The sequence below is a fragment of the Marinifaba aquimaris genome, assembly GCF_013328345.1.
GTDB lineage: Bacteria > Pseudomonadota > Gammaproteobacteria > Enterobacterales > Alteromonadaceae > Marinifaba > Marinifaba aquimaris.
This window is the reverse complement of sequence record NZ_JABULX010000005.1, coordinates 93,680-117,000: the sequence shown is the minus strand read 5'-3', so window position 1 is coordinate 117,000 and position 23,321 is coordinate 93,680. Positions and strand designations below refer to the sequence as shown.

The following is a 23,321-nucleotide window of genomic DNA, read 5'->3' as shown; positions in this document are numbered from 1 at the left end:
AATTGCGACCAGTAACGGAATTTATTGATTACAAATGGGTTAACTCAATTTCACCGGTTAAGTAACGAACAGCGTATCCAGAAATAGTGACCTTATCTTCTGATACCTGGCAATAAAGGGTTCCACCGCGTTTTGAAGCTTGATAAGCAACTAAATCAGGCTTATCTAACTGAGCGGCCCAAAATGGTGCTAAACCAGTATGTATAGAACCAGTAACAGGGTCTTCATCACTGCCATTAGCTGGCCAAAAGTATCGAGAAACAAAGTCAAATTCACTCTCTATATCTGCAGCTGCTGTGGCCACAACATCAAAAGGCGCCAATTGCATTAAAGCCTGATTATCAGTTTGCAATGCAATAACATCGGCTTGATTAGCATAAACGGCAAAATAAGCTTGCTGGTTTCTCAAAACCTTTGCAGGTGCAATCGATAAACCTGCTAATAATGAGTTGGGGACATCATCAAGTAACTCAGGGGCCCGGTTTGGAAAACACATTTCAATTGCACCGTCTGATTTAGCTAACACGGGCATATTACCAACCGCTTCGGCGAAAATATCAACTTGTGCTAAATGAGGAAATTGCTGAAATAAAACAAAGGCCGATGCGAGCGTAGCATGGCCACAAAAATCAATTTCGGTTAATGGTGAAAACCAACGAATATGATAACGACCGTCCGGTAAAGGAACGATAAAAGCAGTTTCAGAGAGATTATTCTCAGTTGCAATGGCTTGCATTGTGTCGTCAGCTAACCAATGCTCAGTAATAATCACTGCAGCAGCATTACCTTGAAACTGCTTTTTGCTAAACGCATCAATAAAATGAACAGTTAATTTCATCTTTATTATTAAAAACAGTAAAATTAAATATCGGCGAGTTTAAAATAGAAAATAACTATATGGAAACGAGTAATTTTTAAATGGCCCTAGGACTACTTAACTTACTAATTCTGCCTTTGACGGTGTTACTTGTGTGTAAAATGAATATTTCAATTGCACTAAACAGTAAATTAGAAAAGTTTATATTCTCTCTATTATTTTGCTACTCGTACCTTCAAATATACGCTCTAACAATACACAGCTCCTCATTAGGATATTTTGAGTTTGAAGATGCTCTATACAATCTTGATAGGGTTCAATTCGAAGTTATTTTTTACACTATAACCTTACTAACCTTTTCAAAACTCTTAACCCTACATATTAAAAAAATTAAGAGAATATACATTTTATGTTTATTGTTCATAGCTCCATTTGAAGGAACATTTGCTTATTCTTTTTACGACATTTCCAGAAATATCGTCAGCAATATGATTCATGTTAATAGAACATATGTTAAAGAGCATTCTTCCGTGGCAAACAATCGAGAACAAACTTTAAATAAATTATTCGAAAACGTAAGCTACGGGAGTAGTAACTCGGTGATAGCTCATGCTGGTGGCTCAATAAAAACCACGGACAGTAAATTTCAATCATACACCAACAGTCGACAAGCTATTTTCAATAGCATAAATGATGGAAAAAAATTAATTGAGATCGATTTAAAAACAACGTCAGATGGTATTTTGATTGGCGCGCATACATGGAAAAAATTAAAAAAATCCTTAAAAATCACAAACGATTCAACAAATGCTTCCATATCGTATGATGATTTTAAAAAATATCGATTAAGGAGTCGTTTTTATCCAGTTGATATATTTGACTTGAATGTAATTTTTGAAAATCATCCTGACTTAATACTAATTACAGACAAAACAAGAGACTACAAACTACTTGCAAAATCATTTAAATTTCTTAACAGAGTAATTGTCGAGTGCTTTGATCTTTATGAGTGTAAAAAAGCTCAAGAAGCAAACTTAAAATATGTGGCACTAAATTTGAAAGACTTCACAAGAAAGGATTTGAAACAGTATTTAACAAGAAATAAAATAAAAACAATAACTTTTAGTTCAAAGTTATTAGAAGAAAAGTTTGCTAAAAACAAAGCTCAAGACCTCATTAAAGCGGGTTTTTTCAGCTTAGTGTATACATCTAATAATGACAATTATATTAGGGACAATCTAGGGGTAACTGCTTCGGCCTTTTATACAGATTATTGGAGCTTAAAAAACAAATCCTGCATTGCAAAAGGTGAAAAATGCAACACCTACTAATTAAAAAAGCCCTCATTTACATATCAATTCTATTTTTTTGTATTTTACTGCTAACCATAAACCAAGGGAGAAGCTTAGGCGGCGTATTCTTAAATACAACATACAGTTTGAGTATCCTTATAGCTTTTTTTGCACTAAACAAAAGTATATTTAAATTACCGATCTATTTAACTTTATCTCTTATTTACGGGTTTAACCTATATTACTCTATAAATTACGGATCTATGGATGTAGGAGTCATAGCATCAATCGTAGAGACCAATAGAACAGAAGCATTAGAATTTTTTCAATCTACTAGTAAATTGCTAATCACTTTTACAATAGTTCTAATCATCATTTTTATAGTTGTTATCACAAAGGCTGATCAGTTAATTGCCAACCTCAGCTTTGGTTCTAAACTTTGCTTCACCCTCCCTTTTGTCTTATTAACAATAATACTCTACTCCCACCATTCTATTAAAAATGGATTTCAGTTACTTAAGAAAAATATTTTTACCAATCCTTTTATATCTATACAAGATTATCGTCATTATAAAAAAATAGAAAATGAACAATTAAAGCATGTGAAATCTGATTGGTTAGATGTATCAAATCAAGGTATTCAAAAAGATATTTATGTTGTTGTAATAGGTGAATCAGCAAGAAGAGATAAATTTAGGTTTTATGGCTATAACAGAAATACAACTCAAGATATTAAAGAGCTAAACAATTATACAGTGGTCAAACAGGCGATCGCTCCATCAGTAATAACTAGAGTATCCATACCCAGAGTTTTAGCAATAAACAACTACAAAGACGTCAATTTTAATCTGAATATTGTTGATCTTTCAAAAGCAGCTGGCTTCTCTACATTTTGGTTATCTAATCAGGAAAGTATTGGCAAACATGCTTCCGCAGTAAACATAATAGCTAAACGAGCAGATAGTTACACAAATGTGAATCAATCAAACTCTATACAAAAAAGTGACTTTGAACTTTTAGATACCTTTAAAGAAATCATTCATAACCGCGAATCAAAACCCAAAGTTATCTTTATACATACCATTGGTTCACATCCAGATTTTTGTAGCAGAGTAACGTTTGGAAAAAATAAACTTAAAAAAAGTAATCAGGTTGAGGAACTAGAATGCTATGACAATAGTATTCTCCAAACATTTGAGCTGATATCAACTATTCAAAGTATTTTGAAAACGGAATTACTAAGCCATTCTATTGTTTATTTTTCTGATCATGGACTGGTTACTGCTCAAACTAAACCATACTTAAAGCATGGCGTTGGTAAACTATTTTCAGAAAAAGCTGTCGATGTTCCATTTTTCTTCATAACAGATACGCAAGACTCTTATCGAGTTATTGATAAGACATATTTTTTAAGAGATTTTCCCCATACTTTTGCCCAGTGGGTAAAAATTGACGCCAAACAAATAGATAGATCTAAATCGATATTAAATCATGATCATTCTAAACTTAAACAAGCCCCTTATACTCTAGATTCTAAACTTGGAATAAGGGAGCTATGATAAAAGAATTAGTCAATTTCAAATGCTGCTAGCCAGGCCAAAAAATCTCAATTCTAATACCACTTGGCTCATAACACATCATGTGTTTTTCCGGGCCTTGGCAAACAGGCTTAGGTGGAAACTCCACTTTTAATTGTTCTGTGATCAGTAACTCAAAAATTTCATCTAACTTTTCAGCTGAATCCACTTTTAAAGCGAGGTGGTGCAAGCCCACTTGTGTCTTGCGGTCAAATGAAGTTGGCGCGTCCGTTTGTACTTGCCAAAGCGTCAGTAAAATATCTCCGTCAGTGACATAAATTGCCGGGTAATCAGGATTGCGTTTGACCTCTTGCCAACCTAAAACCTGAGTAAAGAAATGTGCACTGCGTTCTAAGTACTGAACCGTTAAACCTATATGATGAATACCTCGTGTAAGTGAAGTCATAGCCAAGTTCCTTGCTAAAAGAGTGAGCTTATTAGTATTGGCGATAATTACACTTTTTTCTAACGGTATTGATGATTTTTTAATCTGGATCAAAAAAGCCTGCTGATGCAGGCTTTTGTATTAACAACTCGCAGTCGACTGATTTACTGACCAACAGCATGTTTATTCGATAGCACCAAGTCAGTCAGCACTATGGTGTTGTCTAGGCTGAAGTTTTGCTGAGCGAGTACGATTTTCAATTCACCATACAGCTGAGTTTGCAAATTAAACCAGTGGCACACTAACTGACCAAGTGGATATTGGTGACGTTGACCTAGAGCATCACGAAACGCTAAAGGCATTGAAAAGTCTTGGTCTTTTGCTTCATCAGCTAACCATTTAACCACTTGGGTATCAATTTGTTTGCGAACAGAAGCAAGTAAGCCGTGATTTAAATACAGAATTTCATCTTCGCGCTGTGGTTGCTTGAACTCCATCAACTTAAGCAATGCTTGATAATGGTTATTATGCCAAGCAAAGCGCATTAACCAAGTCATGTCTGTTGCTAAAATGCGGTTCATCATGCTTAAAATTGACGGGCTAAATTGATCATGCTGATGCTCCAGTTGAACAAGCGTTAACTGGCTAGCAATCTGATTAATTTGTAGGTTTAGTCGCTGACTAAACTTAGCTTGCAATAAAAAGTTTGATGTTAACAAAGCACTCTCTCGGGGTCAGAAATAAAATAAATTACACATTGCGATTTTTTACCGCGCTATATATAAACCTAAGCCAACTTTTTTGCTAATTTTTATGACTAAAAAGCGAGATTTTCTATCGATATCTCATGCCAAACTACAAATAATGCGACACAAGAAGACAAGATTAGTACCTATAGAAAAATACGCCTAACTAAATCATTGGATCATACCAATAAGACAGTTTGATTAATCGACTAAAAAATGTTCAGGGCAATCTAACCTTAACGCATTGATAGGTAAATCTTTTTGCATTAAACGACAGTGGAAACCTTCGCTTTCCTGTTGTGGCTTAGCTTGATAATAGTGACACGTTTTACACATTCGCATGGGAATTTCCTAACGAGTAAAACGTTACTTAACTTATCAGTACTAACTCAGTTAACTATTAATTGACTCAAATTTTCACCAACAGATAGAATCTTTAGTTAATCAACAAAATAAAACTAGCCTTGAAATTGAGCAAGTTGACTATGTTTAACAAAAAGTTCGCCGTTTTAATCCTATCACTATTTGCATTAACTGCTTGTAATAAAAGTGTACGTCCTACAAACCAAGACGAAAAACCAGAGGTAAAACTCAGTTACAGTGTAAAAAGCTGTATCAAAAAAGCCTATGGACAGGATGCGCTACAAAACCTTGAGCAAGTCACCAAACTTTATTGTGGCAAACAGCGATTAACCTCTTTAGCTTGGGTTGAACACTTACCCAATCTTGAAACGCTATCAGTTCAAAGTAATCGCTTAGTCGATTTATCTACCCTATCGGCTGCCCCTAAACTATTGAGCATTAATATTGCTGATAACAAAAAACTGGTGAGCTTAGATGGCTTAGAAAATGCGCCGTTATTAACCGAGATCCACTGTTCAGGCTGCACAGCGCTGACAAATATAAATGCTGTAGCAAATAATAAAGCACTTAAAAGGTTTTCTATGATACGCGGTGGGCTCAACGATATCAGTGCATTAAGCGAACTCGATAATTTAGAAGACTTAAACTTTTTTGCTAACCAGATACAAAATGTAGAAGCGTTAGCCAACAAACCCAGCTTAAAACACTTGGTATTAGCGCATAACCCCATTCAAGATTTCTCACCTTTATATAGCAACACGCATTTAGATAGTGTCACCATAGGCTCAAACACTAAAGCGCATTGCCAAGCCTTAGATGAATTAAGCAGAGTATTAAAAGAAGGTGCACAAGTGGGTTATTTTGATATCTGTTATCGCTAAGTATGTTGATTCAAGTTTTAATTGTTCAACAAAATAAACTATGAAAAAGTTGATGCGACAGTTCAATAAAAGAAATATTCAAATGGTTAAAGGATTCTTCCTTATAATCATAACTTTAACCATAATTAATTACTTTTATAAAAAAATCGAAGATAAAAAAAGAATCGAATATTTTAAACCTGGAATAGATTTCAAATTCGGTAAGTTTTCAACAAACGAGGCAGATTATAGAGAACAGCTCCCTAGCAAATTTGTTGAATGTTTAAAAAAAGGTAAAATTGAAAATAATGTCTCTAGGTTTGAAGGTGATGAGGAATTAGAATTATGGCTATCAAATGGAGTTGGAATTAGATTTAGAGTTTATAAAGGTGAAATATATAGTTTTAGTTACTATAGAATTATTAGATACGGCTATAAAAGCGGTATAAACGTTTATTACACTAATTGTAATTACTCAGATATTTTTAATTAGCTCTGACTCAAATATAATAATTATTATTTTTGAGTCAAAGAATGATAGAAGATAATAAATCAGAATTTAAATCACTCTGCTAAAGCCCGTTAATACTAATCTTGCTTTAACTGCCTTTGTACTCTGCGTAATTTGGGTCGGATAACATTAAACGTCATCAGTATTAAACCGCTAACGGCAGCCAGTAAAGCCAGAACGGCAGCAACACGCAGCAAGTTATTGTTAAAATCCTCACCTGTTTGGTAATCCATAATGTGTAAGCGCCATAAGAAATCAAACCAAACCCAAGCATCATTCCTGACGGTGACTAATTCACCACTTATTGGCGCTATATAAAGGCGAGTATTAAAGTCATCATTAAAACGTACCTGCCATAATTGTGTTCGACCATACAATTCATCGACAATTAACCACTGCTTAGTTAAAGGTTCGTCGATAAAACGAACATCATCAATTTGCCCCTCTCCTTTATAAAGAGTTTTGGCGATTAAGCTGGCTTGAATACTATCAATCTTAGGTTTAACAACACCGTCTTCTGCACTCACCCACACCTTAGCTTGGCCAGTTGGCTGAATTTGGTAATAAAGATGTTGCTGTAAATTGACCAGTTGCAATGCATCGATACTGGGGTATTGAGCAACAATGTCAGATAAAGGCACGTTAATATGCTCAGTAATAATAGGTGCAGGTTTATTTTCATAAACAGCACGAGATTTCACTATCTCTTGAAAAGGCACAATAGCCATAAATACCCCGCCGATGATCCAAAGTAATATTTGTATACCAACGATAAGGGCAAGATAGCGATGAAACAGGCGGGTATATTTAACTAAAGCAGCTTTCATTGTGATTATGGCGATAATTTTTTGTTAACAGCCTATCAGCAAAACTGACTAACAGCGATTGAAAAGCGAATTTGCTCAAAACGCAGAGCAAGTAAGATTAGCAACACTAAACAACATTACAAAAAATTAAACACGGTTACTTCACCTGTTGCCGGGAAGTAACTAAAACCTTGTCCAATTGAAGGGCTATCTTGGTGTCTTGGATTGTTTTGATCATCAGTCAGCGATGATGTTAGGTAATAGTGACAAACATCGCCATTAGCATTGTCATTAAATCGAGTAGACAAATAATTGATGGAACGCCTAGTTTCGCGATCAGGGTTGTTGTTGCCTCTGCGTCTTAAAACGGTTTGCCCACCATCAAGCACTTGATTAAAGACCGTCACACAATCATTAGTACTCATGCGAATAGCTTGATCACGATTATCTGAACCGACAGGGAAGCCCGTACCATTCTCAACCACAATTACTTCACCCGAAACTATTACACTGGGGCCTTGGTTGTTATTGGTGCGAGGCATACCATCTAAGCGCCAACGCGTTTGCACATTTTTAACACCCTGTTTAAAAGCCGCTTTTGTTGCATCTAAGCTCGCATCATTTGCTTCATCCGATAAATTGACAAAGCGGCTAAAAGCGACAACAGCAATGAGTCCCAGTACAACAACAACACTGAGCAATTCAACAAGCGTAAACCCAACAATCTTTTTCTCAGCCTTTTGCAAGCAGACAACCTAGCTAGAAATTAACAACCCCATTTTAAAATATAGTCAATAATTTCAATTAACTCAGTGAAAACTGATCAAGCTTTGATCAAGTCGATCTGAAAAAGTGATCAAGTTTTGATCACAGGGCTGGTTAAGATCTAGCTGATCGGCCTTTTTCTCGTTTTAGTCCACATATACTGCTGTAGCCCTTATTTTTAGCGATCAAAAAATGGGTATAAACTGTGATTTTTATGATCTATCCCGATCTAGATCACCAGATCATCACAACTTATCAACAGAAAAATTAAATATACACAGATTTTGGGGATAACCTTTGATCAAGCATGGATCAAAAAGTGATCAAAAAAGGCCCTTTTGTGAATAAAATTTGATCTGTTAATAAGCGGGCTTTTTATACTCAAGTTGATCAAAGCTTGATCACTTTTTTAGGACAGGTTATTAAACTCATAATTTTATGATTTTAAATAAGTTTTTATGGTTTTACACAGGATCAAATCTGCCTAGTAATAACAAAAATAAGATCTATATATCTTTTCTTTTATTTATTAATAAAAAGCCAACAAGAAAAAAAGGCGGTTTAAAAAATAGGTATATAAAATGAAAAAATTAAAAATCGGTTATCAACAAAAGAAATACTGATGAGCAATTAAGAAATGAAAGAACAGATGATTTTTTTAAAAAATTAACGATGAAAAGATCGGATCTTTTGTTAGAAAAGAGATAAGATCCGCGCAATTATGGTCTGGGCTATAAATTTGAGCAAAAAACACTCAAGTTTTACCTTGGCTAACGTATTGATTATGTTAATGATTAATAAATAGACAAATGTTTCAACCCGAAATGGAATTCCCTTTCGGGTTAATTGTCTATAAAATAGCCGCCCTTTTTCTCTACGGCTAATGAGGTTTAATTAAATGCTAGAGTTTGAACAAGAATTTGATGTTATCGTCGTCGGTGGTGGTCATGCTGGTACAGAAGCAGCTATGGCATCTGCACGCATGGGTCAAAAAACCCTTTTATTGACTCACAACATCGAAACACTTGGCCAAATGTCATGTAACCCTGCTGTTGGTGGTATTGGTAAAGGACATCTAGTTAAAGAAATTGATGCTTTAGGTGGCCTAATGGCCAAAGCTGCTGATAAAGGCGGTATTCAATTTCGAACATTAAATTCAAGTAAAGGCCCTGCTGTTCGTGCTACACGTGCTCAAGCTGATCGCGTTTTATACAAGGCAGCCGTTAGAGAAGCATTAGAAAACCAGCCGAATTTAAAGATTTTCCAGCAAGCTTGTGATGATCTGATCGTTGAAAACGACACCGTTGTGGGTGTTGTTACTCAAATGGGACTGAAATTTACCGCTAAATCCGTTGTTTTAACGGTTGGAACTTTCCTTGGTGGGCAAATTCACATCGGTTTAGAAAACTTTAGTGGTGGTCGAGCGGGTGATCCGCCTTCAATTGCATTAGCTAATCGTTTGAGAGAGCTGCCGTTTAGAGTCGGACGCTTAAAAACGGGTACTCCACCACGTATTGATGCCAGAAGTGTTGATTTTTCAGTAATGCAAGAACAACCTGGTGACAACCCTACTCCTGTATTTTCTTTCATGGGTAAGCAAAGTGATCACCCACGTCAGATCCCTTGCTACATCACGCATACCAATGAACAAACACACGATATTATCCGTGGTGGTTTAGACAGATCGCCTATGTATTCTGGGATAATTGAAGGTGTAGGACCGCGTTACTGTCCTTCGATTGAAGATAAAATCATGCGTTTTGCCGATAAAGACTCACATCAAATCTTTATTGAGCCTGAAGGTTTAACAACACATGAGCTTTACCCGAATGGTATTTCAACGAGTTTGCCATTTGATGTACAAATGAATTTAGTTCGCTCAATTCGCGGTATGGAAAACGCGCATATCATGCGACCTGGTTATGCAATTGAGTACGATTACTTCGATCCAAGAGATTTAAAACAAACGCTCGAAACAAAATTCATTAAAAACTTGTACTTCGCTGGCCAAATTAACGGTACCACTGGTTATGAAGAAGCCGGTGCACAAGGTCTATTAGCCGGTGCCAATGCTGCACTTCGCGCACAAGACAAAGAAGACTTAATTTTACGTCGAGACCAAGCATATCTTGGTGTACTTGTTGACGATTTAATCACCATGGGTACTAAAGAACCGTACCGCATGTTTACATCTCGTGCAGAATATCGATTATTACTTCGCGAAGACAACGCTGATATTCGGTTAACAGAGTTAGGTCGTAAGATCGGTTTAGTTGATGATGAACGCTGGGCGTTTTTCAACAACAAGATGGAACAAGTTGAGCAAGAGCGTCAGCGCTTAGCAAGTACTTGGGTTCACACTAAACACGAAGCGGTTGATGCGTTAAATCCAATGCTGAAAAATCCCATTTCTAGAGAGCACAGCTTAGAAGATCTAGTACGTCGTCCTGAAGTGAACTATCAAGACTTAATGTCGATCGAAGCATTTGGCCCTGCTCTAGAAAATCAACAAGCGGCTGAGCAAGTTGAAATCCAAATCAAATATGCAGGTTACATCGAGCGTCAAAAGGAGGAAATTGAAAAGCAAATTCGCAATGAAAACGCTAAACTTCCTTTAGATTTTGACTATCAAGCAGTAACCGGCTTATCAAACGAAGTCATTGCCAAGCTGAATGACCACAAGCCAGAGACAATTGGCCAAGCGTCACGTATTTCAGGTGTTACACCAGCGGCAATTTCTCTACTCTTGGTAAGTTTAAAGAAACAGGGCTTGTTAAAACGTACAGCCTAAAACCCTTTGTTTTAAGGTTTAAATTAGAAAATGACATTAGCGACTCGTTTTGATCAGCTATTAGCTCAAACGACAATTCAAATTACCGACGAACAACGTCAGCAGTTGCTGGCGTTAGTTGAAATGCTTAACAAATGGAACAAAGCATATAACTTAACTTCAGTGCGTGATCCAAAAGAAATGCTGATCCGCCACATCATGGATTCGATTGTGCTTGCTGAACATCTACCACAACAAAGCAAATTGATTGATGTAGGTACAGGGCCTGGTTTACCGGGGTTACCGCTAGCCATTATGATGCCTGACACCGAGTTTACTCTGCTTGATTCTTTGGGTAAACGCATCCGGTTTATCCGCCAAGCTTGCTTTGAAATTGGCATCAAAAATGTTACACCTGTACAAAGTCGAGTTGAAGAACATCAACCTGAGCAAGGATTTGACGGTGTATTATCAAGAGCGTTTGCTTCACTTGCAGATATGCTCAGTTGGTGTCACCATTTACCTTCAGAAAAAGGTAAATTTTTTGCCATGAAGGGTATTTATCCTGAACAAGAAATTGAGCAAATGCCAACAGGGTTTAAACTTGATCAAAGCATTGAGTTAAACGTACCTGAGCTCGATGAACAACGTTACTTATTGCAACTTAGTAAAACTAATTAAATAACATGGACTTATGGCCAAAGTGAGGCGAATCATGGGTAGAGTCATTGCGATAGCAAACCAGAAAGGTGGTGTGGGTAAAACCACAACTGCGGTTAATTTAGCTGCATCTATGGCAGCCACTAAGCGCAAAGTTTTACTAATCGACTTAGATCCACAAGGCAACGCTACTATGGGGAGCGGTGTCGATAAATACGAAGTTCATGCAACCTCATATGAGTTATTGATTGAAGAACAACCACTGGAAAAAGTGATTGTTTCTGAAACGTCAGGTAAATACGACTTAATTGCAGCAAATTCAGATGTGACAGCTGCAGAAATCAAATTGATGGAGTGTTTTGCTCGGGAAGTGCGTTTGCGCACCGCTCTTGAGAAATATCGCAATGGATATGATTTCATCATTATCGATTGCCCACCATCTTTGAACATGCTGACTGTGAATGCCATGGCTGCTGCAGATTCTGTGTTGGTACCTATGCAATGCGAATATTACGCATTAGAAGGTTTAACTGCGTTAATGGATACCATTCAAAAACTAGCATCGGTAGTAAATCCAGATTTATGTATCGAGGGTATTTTACGTACTATGTACGACCCGAGAAATCGATTGGCCAATGATGTATCTGAGCAGTTAAAAACCCACTTTGGTGACAAAGTTTATCGCACTGTGATCCCAAGAAATGTCCGTTTAGCTGAAGCGCCGAGTTTTGGTGCCCCAGCTATGTATTACGACAAGTCATCTACTGGTGCAAAAGCCTACCTAGCCTTGGCGGGAGAAATGATCCGCCGCAATGAAAAAGTAAAACAAGTCGCTTGAAACGACAAAACCTAAGCTAACAAAACTGGAAGAACGAATGTCTGCGAAAAAACGCGGTTTAGGCCGAGGACTCGATGCCCTTTTAACTACAAGTCGTGCCTTGGAAACGCCACAACCTGAAGAGCAGGTTCAGCAAGAACTCAATGTTGATACCACACCTGAAGAAAAAGGCGAATTGCGAAAATTACCAATTGAGCAGTTAACACCAGGTAAGTACCAGCCTCGTAAAGACATGTCGCCAGAAGCTTTGGATGAGTTAGCCAGTTCAATTAAATCGCAAGGTATAATTCAGCCTATCGTTGTTCGTCAATTAGCAGAAAACAGCTATGAAATTATTGCGGGTGAACGTCGTTGGCGTGCATCTCAGTTAGCTGAACTCGATTTAATTCCTTGTTTAGTCAAAGATGTACCTGATGAAGCGGCAGTGGCTATCGCGTTAATTGAAAATATTCAACGAGAAGACTTAAATGCGATGGAAGAAGCCATTGCACTTGAACGTTTAATGAACGAATTTGAGTTGACGCAACAAGAAACGGCTGATGCTGTGGGCAAATCTCGCTCGACTGTGACCAATTTACTGCGTTTGAATAATCTTAATGAAGATGTGAAAACACTGTTGGAGCACGGTGATATTGAAATGGGTCATGCCCGTGCGCTTCTTGCTTTAGAAGGTGATTTACAAACGACAACCGCGCGTACCGTTGCCGCGAAAAATTTAACCGTTCGCGAGACTGAAAAACTCGTTAACAAGTTGCAACAACCTGAGAAGCCAAAAGTAGAAAAAGCCATCGATCCCGATCTGGCTGCTTTACAAAATCGGTTGACGGATTCACTTGGTTCAAACGTGACTATTAGCCATAACGCTAAAGGCAAAGGCAAGATGGTAATAGACTTTGCTAACTTAGACGCGTTAGACGGCATTATTGCTAAGCTAGGCGAGCAAAACGCTCAGTAACCAATCTCCTGCGATGCGCTGATTTTCTTTCAGCGCACATTATTTTTAACAAATAGTTAAAAACTTCCTGTTTTAGATCAGATCTCAAGTTGAAAAACTAGTTTAAACGCGTATACTTCGAGCAGATTTTTTTGTCCTAATTTTGTAAAGCTAGCCCTTTATGATGTTTAGCAGACAAGCGATTGTTTAGTTGGAGTATTAATACTTGAATAAGTTAGCTATGAAAGGCTTAAAGACGGCCTTAAAAATAGTAACAATGCAACTAGCTATCACAGTATTTGTCGCACTTTTAGGATGGATTTTTAAAGATATAAAAACGTTTCAGTCACTTTTGGTTGGTGGATTAGCAGCGGTAGTGCCAAATGCCCTGCTCGCATTTTTTTTGTTTTCAACATCAGGCGCATCAAAAGTACAGACTGTTGTTAAACGTTTTTACAGAGGCACAACGATTAAATTGTTCTTATCGAGCAGTTTTCTAGCAATAGCGATGAAGTCTGAGGTTTTTCTAATACCTTGGTTGTTTGTAGGATTCGTTATCGCACTAATGGCCCATATCTTGACACCAGTTTCAATTACTTAACAATTTAGGAAACAACAAAATGGCAGCAAATGGTGAAGTAACGGTTCAAAGTTACATCCAGCACCACTTGACCAATGCATCAGTTTGTTCCACCGAAAATGGTATCGGCTTTGTAAAAGAGTGTGCTAACGCAGGCTTTTGGACATGGCACATTGATACTTTAGTGTGGTCAATCTTGCTTGGTTTTGTGTTCATTCTTTCATTCCGCAGTGTCGCTAAAAAAGCTACTACTGGCGTTCCAGGTAAATTTCAATGTTTCGTTGAAATGATCGTTGAGTTCGTTGGTCAAAGCGTACGTGACACCTTCCACGGTAAAAACCCATTAATCGCTCCTTTAGCGTTAACGATCTTCGTTTGGGTATTACTAATGAACATCATGGATATCATTCCAATTGACTGGTTACCTATGTTAGCAGGTCAAGTTGGCGCAGCATTTGGCCATGATCCACACGACGTATACATGAAAGTTGTACCAACAACTGACTTAAACTTAACGCTTGCATTAGCATTAGGTGTATTCATGTTAATGATCTACTACTCAATCAAGATCAAAGGTATCGGCGGTTTCTTAAAAGAGTTATACGCTCACCCGTTCAATACACCTTGGTTGTACTGGTTCAACTTTATCCTAGAGACAATCGCTTTATTAGCTAAGCCGTTATCTTTAGCATTACGTTTATTCGGTAACTTATACGCAGCAGAACTTATCTTCATCCTAATTGCAGGCTTGATTGGTTTATGGCAGTTACCAGCTCACTTTATTTGGGCAGCGTTCCATATTTTAGTAATTCCGCTTCAAGCTTTCATTTTCATGATGTTAACTATCGTGTATTTAAGCTTGGCGCATGAAGACCATTAATTTTTAACACTTTAATTTTTAAAACTTAACTTTCTATTTAGGAGAAAAAAATGGATATGATCTACATTGCAGCTGCATTGTTAATCGGCTTAGGTGCATTAGGTACTGCGATTGGTTTCGGTATCTTAGGTGGTAAATTCTTAGAAGCTGCTGCTCGTCAACCTGAGTTAGCTCCACAGCTTCAAGTTAAAATGTTCATCGTAGCGGGTCTTATCGATGCTATCGCGATGATCGGTGTGGCTATCGCCTTATACTTACTATTCGCTCTTTAATTTATTTAAAACGAAACACTTGCGAATTTTAAGTCATTAATTAAGGAGGCGCGGTTGTGAATATCAACGCCACTCTAATTGGCCAATCAATAGCGTTTGCATTTTTCGTATGGTTCACAATGAAATACGTGTGGCCACAACTAAATGCAGCGATTGAAGATCGCCAAAAGAAAATTGCAGATGGTTTAGAAGCATCAGAGCGTGCAGCAAAAGACTTAGAGTTAGCTCAAGCGAAAGCTACTGAGCAACTTAAAGACGCTAAAGCTCAAGCATCTGAAATCATCGAACAAGCTAAAAAGCGTGAAAATCAAATGATCGATGAAGCGGCAGACAAAGCACGTGACGAAGCAGCGAAAATTATCGCTCAAGCACAAGCTGAAACTGAAGCTGAAAAGAATCGCGTTAAAGAAGAACTTCGTAAGCAAGTTGCTGTATTAGCAGTAGCTGGTGCTGAGAAGATCATCGAGCGTTCTATCGATGCATCTGCACACGCAGATATCTTAGATAAGCTTGTTGAAGAATTATAAGGGGTATAAAGATGTCTGAATTGACAACTATAGCCCGCCCATACGCTAAAGCAGCTTTCGACTTTGCAGTTGAAAACGGTAAGATTGATGCGGTTCAAGCACAGATCGTGTTTGCAGCAGAAGTAGCTAAAAATGACCAGATCAAAGATTTATTATCTGGTTCAACTAATGCTGAGAAACTTGCAGAGATCTTCATCACAGTATGTGATGAGCAGTTAGACGAAAACGGCAAAAACTTAATTAAAGTTTTAGCTGAAAATGAGCGCTTAGCCGCATTACCTCAGGTTGCTGAGTTATTTGCTGGTTTAAAAGCTGAGCATGAGAAAACAGCAGAAGTAGAAGTACTTTCTGCAGTTGAATTAACTTCAGCTCAACAAGCGACACTAACTGCGTCTTTAGAAAAGCGTTTAGCGAAAAAAGTTAAGCTGAACTGTAAAGTAGACGAATCAGTAGTAGCTGGTTTAGTCGTTAAGTCTGGTGACATGGTCATCGACTCAACAGTTCGCGGAAAATTGGACCGACTAGCAACAAGCTTGCAGTCGTAGGGGATTAGAGCATGCAACTGAATTCCACAGAAATTGCAGAATTGATCAAAAAACGTATTGAGCAATTCGACATCGTCAGTGAAGCTCGTAACGAAGGTACAATCGTATCTGTAACTGACGGTATCATCAGCATCCACGGCCTAGCGGACGTAATGCAAGGTGAGATGATCGAGCTTCCTGGTAGCCGTTACGCTATCGCATTAAACCTTGAGCGTGACTCAGTAGGTGCGGTAGTTATGGGTCCTTATGCGGACCTTCAAGAAGGCACAAAAGTTAAAGGTACTGGTCGTATCTTAGAAGTTCCAGTTGGTCGCGGTTTATTAGGTCGTGTGGTTAACACTTTAGGTGAGCCAATCGACGGTAAAGGCCCAATTGAGAATGACGGTTTTGAGCCAGTAGAAAAAATTGCACCAGGTGTAATCGATCGTCAATCAGTTGATGAACCATTACAAACTGGTTATAAGTCAATCGACTCAATGATTCCAATCGGTCGTGGTCAGCGTGAGCTTATCATCGGTGACCGTCAGGTTGGTAAAACTGCATTAGCAATCGATAGTATCATCGCTCAGAAAAACACAGGCGTTAAAAGCGTTTATGTTGCGATTGGTCAAAAAGCATCAACTATCGCTAACGTAGTACGTAAGTTAGAAGAGCACGGCGCATTAGAAAACACTATCGTTGTTGTTGCTTCTGCTTCTGAGTCTGCAGCATTACAGTACTTATCAGCATACGCTGGTTGTACTATGGGTGAATACTTCCGTGACCGCGGTGAAGACGCATTAATCGTATACGATGACTTATCTAAGCAAGCTGTTGCTTACCGTCAAGTATCATTATTATTACGTCGTCCACCAGGACGTGAAGCATACCCAGGTGACGTTTTCTATCTTCACTCACGTTTGTTAGAGCGTGCATCTCGTGTAAGTGCAAACTACGTAGAGAAGTACACTAACGGTGAAGTTAAAGGTAAGACTGGTTCATTAACAGCATTACCTATCATCGAAACGCAAGCGGGTGACGTATCTGCATTCGTACCAACAAACGTAATTTCAATCACTGATGGTCAGATCTTCTTAGAATCATCAATGTTTAACGCTGGTATTCGTCCTCCAGTAAACGCAGGTATCTCGGTATCTCGTGTAGGTGGTGCGGCGCAAACTAAAGCGGTTAAGAAATTAGGTGGTGGTATTCGTCTAGCATTAGCTCAGTATCGTGAATTAGCGGCATTCGCTCAGTTCGCATCTGACCTTGATGACGCAACTCGTGCACAGTTAGAGCACGGTGAGCGTGTAACTGAATTAATGAAGCAGAAGCAATTCTCTCCATTAACAGTTGGCGAAATGACAGTTTCTTTATATGCAGCTGAAAAAGGCTTCTTAAACGATATCGAAGTATCGAAAGTATTAGACTTTGAAGCAGCACTTCAATCATTCATGCGTTCTGAATACGCTGAACTAATCGAGAAAATCGACGCAACTGGCGCTTACGACAAAGACGTAGAAGCTGGATTGAAAGAAGGTATCGAGAAGTTCAAAGCTACTCAAACTTGGTAAGAGTAGACGGTTAACACACTAATCGGAGTGATTGAATATGGCTAGCGCAAAAGAGATAAAAAGTAAGATTGCGAGTGTAAAAAACACTCAAAAAATTACTAGCGCTATGGAAATGGTGGCAGCATCTAAAATGCGTAAAGCGCAAGAGCGCATGTCATCATCTCGTCCATACGCAGAAAATATGCGCAAGGTGATTAGTCATATCGCGCTTGGTAGCTTGGAATATAAGCATTCTTATATGGAAGAGCGTGAAGCTAAGCGCGTAGGTTACATTGTTATTTCAAGTGACCGTGGTCTTTGTGGCGGTTTGAACATTAACTTGTTCAAACAGGTTATCAAAGAAGCGAAATCTTGGAGTGAGAAAGGTGTTGAAGTAGATTTCGGTGTTGTAGGCTCTAAAGCTACAGCATTCTTCAACAGCTATGGTGGTAACATTGTTGCTCAAGCCGATGGCTTAGGTGATGCACCATCTGTAACTGACCTAGTAGGTTCTGTTCGCGTTATGTTAGACGCGTATGATAGCGGTAAAATTGACCGCTTATTCGTTGTGTATAACAAGTTCGTTAACACAATGACGCAAGAACCAACGACTGATCAGCTGCTTCCTTTGCCGAAAGCAGAGGATGAAGAACTGAAACATAAGTGGGACTACATTTACGAGCCTGATCCTAAAGAAATTTTAGAACAGTTACTTACTCGTTATGTTGAGTCTCAGGTTTATCAAGCAGTAGTTGAAAACGTAGCAAGCGAAATGGCTGCACGTATGGTTGCGATGAAAGCTGCAACTGACAACGCTGGCAACTTGATTGACGATTTACAATTAGTTTATAACAAGGCGCGTCAAGCGGCGATCACCCAAGAACTTGGTGAGATTGTTGCTGGTGCAGCTGCGGTATAAACAGTCAAGGTTAGAGGAACGATATCATGAGTACAGGTAACGTTGTACAAGTTATCGGCGCGGTTGTAGACGTTGAGTTTCCACAAGACTCAGTACCACAAGTATACGACGCGTTAAAAGTTGAAGAAGGCGATCTTGCTGGTTTAACTATCGAAGTTCAACAGCAATTAGGCGGCGGCGTAGTTCGCGGCATCGCAATGGGTTCATCTGACGGTTTACGCCGTGGCTTAAAAGTTGTGAACTCAAACGGTCCAGTATCTGTACCAGTTGGTACTGCTACACTAGGCCGTATTATGGACGTATTAGGTAACCCAATCGATGAAGCGGGTCCTATCGGCGAAGAAGAGCGTTGGTCAATCCACCGTGAAGCTCCTTCATACGAAGAGCAAGCTGCGTCTAACGACCTTTTAGAAACAGGTATCAAGGTAATCGACCTTGTATGTCCTTTCGCTAAAGGTGGTAAAGTTGGTTTATTCGGTGGTGCCGGTGTAGGTAAAACCGTAAACATGATGGAATTAATCCGAAACATCGCGATCGAGCACAGTGGTTTCTCTGTATTCGCGGGTGTTGGTGAGCGTACTCGTGAGGGTAACGATTTCTATCACGAAATGAACGAATCAAACGTACTTGATAAAGTATCGTTAGTATACGGTCAGATGAATGAGCCACCGGGTAACCGTTTACGTGTTGCTTTAACGGGCTTAACAATGGCAGAAAAATTCCGTGACGAAGGTCGTGACGTATTATTCTTCGTTGATAACATCTACCGTTATACACTAGCGGGTACTGAGGTATCTGCACTTCTAGGTCGTATGCCATCAGCGGTAGGTTACCAGCCTACACTAGCTGAAGAAATGGGTGTACTTCAGGAGCGTATCACGTCGACTAAGACTGGTTCAATCACGTCAATCCAAGCGGTATACGTACCTGCGGATGACTTAACGGATCCATCTCCAGCGACTACGTTCTCTCACTTAGATGCAACAGTAGTATTAAGTCGTGACATCGCAGCACAAGGTATCTACCCAGCGATCGACCCACTAGATTCAACTTCTCGTCAGTTAGATCCATTAGTGGTAGGTCAAGAGCACTATGAAATTGCTCGTGGTGTACAGACTGTGATTCAACGTTACTCAGAATTAAAAGATATCATCGCCATCTTAGGTATGGACGAGTTATCAGAAGAAGATAAGTTAACTGTAGCGCGTGCTCGTAAGATCCAGCGTTTCTTATCTCAGCCATTCTTCGTAGCGGAAGTATTCACTGGTTCTCCAGGTAAATACGTTTCATTAAAAGACACAATTGCAGGCTTTAAAGGCATCTTAGCTGGTGAGTACGATGACTTACCAGAGCAAGCGTTCTACATGGTTGGTTCAATCGACGAAGCCTTAGAACGTGCTAAAGACATGTAATTCGGATAGGAGGTAGCTTATTATGGCTATGACCGTACATCTTGACGTAGTTAGTGCTGAGAGCTCAATTTTCTCTGGCCTAGTTGAGTCAATTCAGGTTACTGGTTGTGAAGGTGAGTTAGGTGTTCAGCCTGGCCACGCACCTTTAATCACTCCATTAAAGCCTGGACATATCCGTTTAGTGAAGCAATTTGGCGAAGAAGAGACAATTTATCTCTCTGGCGGCATTTTAGAAGTTCAACCAAATGGCGTAACTGTATTAGCAGATACTGCACTTCGCGGTGGTGACATCGATGAAGCAGCAGCAGAAGCGGCGAAGAAACAAGCTGAGGAAGCAATTGCTAACCCATCAGCTGATTTCGACTACGCAGAAGCAGCTAAAGAGTTAGCACAAGCGGTTGCACAGCTTAAAGTGATTACAGACTTAAAGAAAAACGTTAAGTAAGTAATTCACTAACTGATTAAAAAAGGCGTTGTAGCAATACAACGCCTTTTTTGTTTTCTAACTATCATTTCTGATAACCCATTCAATAAATATCGCAAATTGCGAACTTCTGTTTTTTATACAAAAAGTATTTAAAAACAGGGGTTTAATAAAATTTAATCGCTTTTTAACAAAGTTTAATTATCAATTTTTCCGCTTTTACGTCTAACTGCACATCTAACTGGTTTGCTTGCTGCTTAGTCAGCTTTTTATCAGTGCTCGATTACTAACTAATAACGACATTAAGAAGTTGGAGTGTAACTGTGGGGTTTAAGAAAACGATAATTGCAGCATGTATGGCTGCTAGTTCAATGACTGCTTTTGCTGATTTTTCTCAGCAAGAATTAAATGCGTTAACAAAAGATACAGAATGGAAAATTGGTGTCGTTGATAACTTTGTAGACGGTGATAGAACGCACATTGGTGAACTGAAAATAACCAATAATTCAGATGTTGCTATACCATCTGGTGAAGGAAAATGGAGTTTTTATTTTCACTCGACACGTGTGATCACCGACATTCTCAACCAGCCTGGTTTAAAGGTGAAACACATTAATGGTGATTTACATCGAATCTATCCAACAAAGTCATTCACGGGGTTAAAAGCAGGACAAACTCTTAATTTTCAGTACAAAGCTGAATTTTGGATTGTCGCTAAATCGGACTTTATGCCACGTGCGTTTATGTACCAAGAAGGGTTAGAGCCAGCTGTTTTCGCTAATACCGACACAGAAGACTTTGATCAATTTGTATTGCCATTTACTGAGCCAAAACAACTTAAGCGTTATCAAACACCAGAAGATAAATGGAATCAACCCACTGCAGAAAGTCGCTACCAAGCAAATAAGGCGACTAACGCGGTAAAGCTCAAAGGGCTTGCTACTCGTATTATACCAACCCCTTCATCAATCGATGTCAGCAGTAGTGAAACCAAAGTTGACGCAAGTTGGTCGATTGAATATCAAGGTAGAGCAAAAAATGAAGCAAGCTTTTTAGCTGATAAATTAGCGAATTTATTACAAACAGAGCTATCAACGACACCGGTAAAAAAACGCAGTAAATCAGATAACATCATTTCACTAATGATTGATGAGCGATTAGCAGGTGGAAAAGCAGAAAGCTATCAACTAGAAATTGACGATGATCGCATCGAGATCACAGGATCTGACGAAGCCGGTGTTTTTTACGGCATTCAAAGTTTATTAGCGCTGGCTCCTGTAACGGCTAAAGGCAGTTTTAAGGTAAATGAAGTCGAGATAGAGGACTCTCCTCGTTATGCTTATCGCGGTATGCAATACGATATCGGTCGCAATTTTCACGGCAAAGAAAATATCTTAAAGCTAATCGATGGTATGGCTACTTATAAGCTTAATACACTGCATTTACACATAACAGATGATGAAGGTTGGCGCTTAGAAATTCCTGGGTTACCTGAACTAACAGAAATCGCCGGTAGCCGCTGTTTTGATTTAACTGAACGTAAATGTTTAATGACTCAGCTTGGTACAGGTCCACATAAATCAGGTTCGGGTAATGGCTTTTTGACCGTGGATGATTTTGTCGAGATCTTAAAATTTGCCGCAGAGCGTCATGTTGAAGTGATTCCTGAAATTGAAGCACCTGGTCATGCTCGTTCACAAATCATCGCAATGGAAGCGCGTTACGACAGACTTATGGCTGAAGGTAAACCAGGTGCTGCAAAAGAGTTTTTATTATCAGATCCAGAAGATAAATCTCAATATCGCACTCAGCAAAACTATTACGATAACGCAATGAATGCGTGTTTACCGTCAGCGGCTAAATTCATGGATAAAGTGACCTATGAGTTGCAGCAAATGTATCGACAAGCCGAATTAAAGCTTAACGTCTTTCACGTGGGGGGAGATGAAGTAGGCCATGGTGCATGGACGCAATCGCCAAAATGTGACGCCTTATTTGCAGATGCAAGTAATGGTGTTTCAGGCCACGTTGATGTTAAACCTATGTTTATGGCTCAGGTGGCTGAAATGGCTGCAAAGCGCGGTTTAGCAATGGGAGCGTGGGAAGATGGCTTAATGTATGACAGGGTGAATCCATTTATCCGTGCGCAATTACCAAACGATAAAATCATTGGTTACCCTTGGGATAATATCTGGGAGTGGGGCGTAGCTGATAGAGCTTATCGCTTAGCCAATGAAGGTTATAAAGTTGTCCTGGCTCATGGTACTCATTTGTACTTTGATCACCCTTATGAAGCGCACCCTGACGAGCGTGGATACTACTGGGCAACGCGCTTTACCGATACTCAAAAAGTATTTGGTTATATGCCTGATGATGTTTATGCCAATGCTGACTACACACGAGCAGGCGATAAAATCACCGATCTCGAAGATTTAGTGGGTCGCGTGTTACCACCGTTAGAAAAACCTGAAAATATATTAGGTATGCAAGGTCATTTCTGGGGAGAAACGGTACGTACTGGTGAGCAAATGCTAAGGCTTGTATTCCCACGTGTATTAGCTGTCGCTGAGCGAGCTTGGCACAAAGCTGATTGGGAAGGTCAAAAGCCAAACACTAAAGCGCGCAAACAGCAGTGGGCAAAGTTCTCAGCTCGACTGGCACAGTATGAATTAGCTAAATTAGCGGAATTAGGTATCAACTATAACTTACCTGTACCAGGTGGTGTGGTTGATAATGGCAAGCTAAAAGCCAATGCTGCTTTCCCTAAATTGAAGATTGAATACAGTGTGGATGCTGGTAATACATGGCAGGCTTACCAACAGCCGGTATCGGTTGGCACAGACAAAGTTCAGCTGCGAACAGTAACCAGTAATGGCATTACTAGCCGTATTGCTGAAACTAACTAG

The 23,321-nt window shown here is 39.1% G+C and carries 24 protein-coding genes; 18 read left to right on the top strand and 6 right to left on the bottom strand.

The genetic code is table 11. From position 1 onward, the window contains the following. Positions 1-28: 28 nt before the first annotated feature. Positions 29-838: a PhzF family phenazine biosynthesis protein gene (locus HR060_RS05185; protein WP_174199219.1), complete on the bottom strand. Its 810-nt coding sequence runs from the start codon at positions 836-838 to the stop codon at positions 29-31. Between the two features lie 509 nt (positions 839-1,347). Here HR060_RS05185 and HR060_RS05180 point away from each other — a divergent pair. After that, positions 1,348-2,148 (top strand): PI-PLC domain-containing protein, encoded by an 801-nt coding sequence (locus HR060_RS05180; RefSeq protein ID WP_174199218.1) that lies wholly within the window; start codon positions 1,348-1,350, stop codon positions 2,146-2,148. After that, positions 2,133-3,668, top strand: a complete 1,536-nt coding sequence (locus HR060_RS05175) for a phosphoethanolamine transferase family protein (RefSeq protein ID WP_174199217.1) — start codon at positions 2,133-2,135, stop codon at positions 3,666-3,668. The genes HR060_RS05180 and HR060_RS05175 overlap by 16 nt, the downstream gene beginning before the upstream one ends. A gap of 28 nt (positions 3,669-3,696) precedes the next feature. On the opposite strand, the gene HR060_RS05170 is transcribed toward HR060_RS05175, so the two are convergent. From HR060_RS05170 to HR060_RS05160, 3 genes are all read right to left on the bottom strand, one after another. After that, on the bottom strand, positions 3,697-4,092 hold the full coding sequence (locus tag HR060_RS05170) for a VOC family protein (protein WP_174199216.1): 396 nt from the start codon (positions 4,090-4,092) through the stop codon (positions 3,697-3,699). A 143-nt stretch (positions 4,093-4,235) separates the two neighbouring features. After that, entirely contained in the window at positions 4,236-4,790 is a 555-nt protein-coding gene (locus tag HR060_RS05165) for a hypothetical protein (protein ID WP_174199215.1), read from the bottom strand. A 228-nt stretch (positions 4,791-5,018) separates the two neighbouring features. Next, a complete protein-coding gene (locus tag HR060_RS05160) occupies positions 5,019-5,159 on the bottom strand; it encodes a hypothetical protein (RefSeq protein ID WP_174199214.1) in 141 nt (46 codons plus the stop codon). A 143-nt stretch (positions 5,160-5,302) separates the two neighbouring features. Here HR060_RS05160 and HR060_RS05155 point away from each other — a divergent pair, with 143 nt between their 5' ends. Then, on the top strand, positions 5,303-6,061 hold the full coding sequence (locus tag HR060_RS05155; RefSeq protein ID WP_174199213.1) for a leucine-rich repeat domain-containing protein: 759 nt from the start codon (positions 5,303-5,305) through the stop codon (positions 6,059-6,061). A gap of 82 nt (positions 6,062-6,143) precedes the next feature. Next, a complete protein-coding gene (locus tag HR060_RS05150) occupies positions 6,144-6,533 on the top strand; it encodes a hypothetical protein (RefSeq protein ID WP_174199212.1) in 390 nt (129 codons plus the stop codon). Positions 6,534-6,628: 95 nt separating this feature from the next. Here HR060_RS05150 and HR060_RS05145 read toward each other — a convergent pair whose 3' ends face one another. Next, a complete protein-coding gene (locus HR060_RS05145) occupies positions 6,629-7,378 on the bottom strand; it encodes a PepSY domain-containing protein (protein WP_174199211.1) in 750 nt (249 codons plus the stop codon). A 116-nt stretch (positions 7,379-7,494) separates the two neighbouring features. Continuing rightward, a complete protein-coding gene (locus HR060_RS05140; RefSeq protein WP_174199210.1) occupies positions 7,495-8,103 on the bottom strand; it encodes a prepilin-type N-terminal cleavage/methylation domain-containing protein in 609 nt (202 codons plus the stop codon). Between the two features lie 917 nt (positions 8,104-9,020). On the opposite strand from HR060_RS05140, the gene mnmG reads away from it, so the two are divergent. From mnmG to HR060_RS05070, 14 genes are all read left to right on the top strand, one after another. Further along, the gene (gene mnmG / locus HR060_RS05135) at positions 9,021-10,913 is read left to right on the top strand and encodes a tRNA uridine-5-carboxymethylaminomethyl(34) synthesis enzyme MnmG (RefSeq protein WP_174199209.1); all 1,893 of its coding nucleotides are present in this window, start codon (positions 9,021-9,023) and stop codon (positions 10,911-10,913) included. Positions 10,914-10,943: 30 nt separating this feature from the next. Continuing rightward, positions 10,944-11,573, top strand: coding sequence for a 16S rRNA (guanine(527)-N(7))-methyltransferase RsmG (gene rsmG, locus HR060_RS05130; protein ID WP_174199208.1), 630 nt, complete (start codon positions 10,944-10,946; stop codon positions 11,571-11,573). A 34-nt stretch (positions 11,574-11,607) separates the two neighbouring features. After that, the gene (locus tag HR060_RS05125) at positions 11,608-12,390 is read left to right on the top strand and encodes a ParA family protein (RefSeq protein ID WP_174199207.1); all 783 of its coding nucleotides are present in this window, start codon (positions 11,608-11,610) and stop codon (positions 12,388-12,390) included. 37 nt (positions 12,391-12,427) lie between these two features. Continuing rightward, positions 12,428-13,345 (top strand): ParB/RepB/Spo0J family partition protein, encoded by a 918-nt coding sequence (locus HR060_RS05120; protein ID WP_174199206.1) that lies wholly within the window; start codon positions 12,428-12,430, stop codon positions 13,343-13,345. A gap of 205 nt (positions 13,346-13,550) precedes the next feature. Further along, positions 13,551-13,925 (top strand): ATP synthase subunit I, encoded by a 375-nt coding sequence (locus tag HR060_RS05115; RefSeq protein ID WP_174199205.1) that lies wholly within the window; start codon positions 13,551-13,553, stop codon positions 13,923-13,925. Between the two features lie 19 nt (positions 13,926-13,944). Beyond that, complete coding sequence (gene atpB, locus HR060_RS05110) at positions 13,945-14,784, top strand: F0F1 ATP synthase subunit A (RefSeq protein WP_174199204.1); 840 nt, start codon at positions 13,945-13,947, stop codon at positions 14,782-14,784. Between the two features lie 56 nt (positions 14,785-14,840). After that, on the top strand, positions 14,841-15,056 hold the full coding sequence (gene atpE, locus HR060_RS05105; protein ID WP_174199322.1) for a F0F1 ATP synthase subunit C: 216 nt from the start codon (positions 14,841-14,843) through the stop codon (positions 15,054-15,056). 56 nt (positions 15,057-15,112) lie between these two features. Then, positions 15,113-15,583 carry a F0F1 ATP synthase subunit B gene (atpF, locus tag HR060_RS05100; RefSeq protein ID WP_174199203.1) on the top strand — a complete coding sequence of 157 codons (471 nt, stop codon included), beginning with the start codon at positions 15,113-15,115 and terminating at the stop codon, positions 15,581-15,583. Positions 15,584-15,594: 11 nt separating this feature from the next. After that, positions 15,595-16,128: a F0F1 ATP synthase subunit delta gene (gene atpH, locus HR060_RS05095; RefSeq protein WP_174199202.1), complete on the top strand. Its 534-nt coding sequence runs from the start codon at positions 15,595-15,597 to the stop codon at positions 16,126-16,128. A gap of 11 nt (positions 16,129-16,139) precedes the next feature. Continuing rightward, the gene (gene atpA, locus HR060_RS05090) at positions 16,140-17,681 is read left to right on the top strand and encodes a F0F1 ATP synthase subunit alpha (RefSeq protein WP_174199201.1); all 1,542 of its coding nucleotides are present in this window, start codon (positions 16,140-16,142) and stop codon (positions 17,679-17,681) included. 37 nt (positions 17,682-17,718) lie between these two features. Continuing rightward, positions 17,719-18,579 carry a F0F1 ATP synthase subunit gamma gene (gene atpG / locus HR060_RS05085; RefSeq protein ID WP_174199200.1) on the top strand — a complete coding sequence of 287 codons (861 nt, stop codon included), beginning with the start codon at positions 17,719-17,721 and terminating at the stop codon, positions 18,577-18,579. Between the two features lie 26 nt (positions 18,580-18,605). Next, complete coding sequence (atpD, locus tag HR060_RS05080; RefSeq protein WP_174199199.1) at positions 18,606-19,991, top strand: F0F1 ATP synthase subunit beta; 1,386 nt, start codon at positions 18,606-18,608, stop codon at positions 19,989-19,991. 22 nt (positions 19,992-20,013) lie between these two features. Continuing rightward, positions 20,014-20,436 (top strand): F0F1 ATP synthase subunit epsilon, encoded by a 423-nt coding sequence (locus HR060_RS05075; protein ID WP_174199198.1) that lies wholly within the window; start codon positions 20,014-20,016, stop codon positions 20,434-20,436. Between the two features lie 335 nt (positions 20,437-20,771). Next, positions 20,772-23,321, top strand: coding sequence for a family 20 glycosylhydrolase (locus tag HR060_RS05070; RefSeq protein WP_174199197.1), 2,550 nt, complete (start codon positions 20,772-20,774; stop codon positions 23,319-23,321).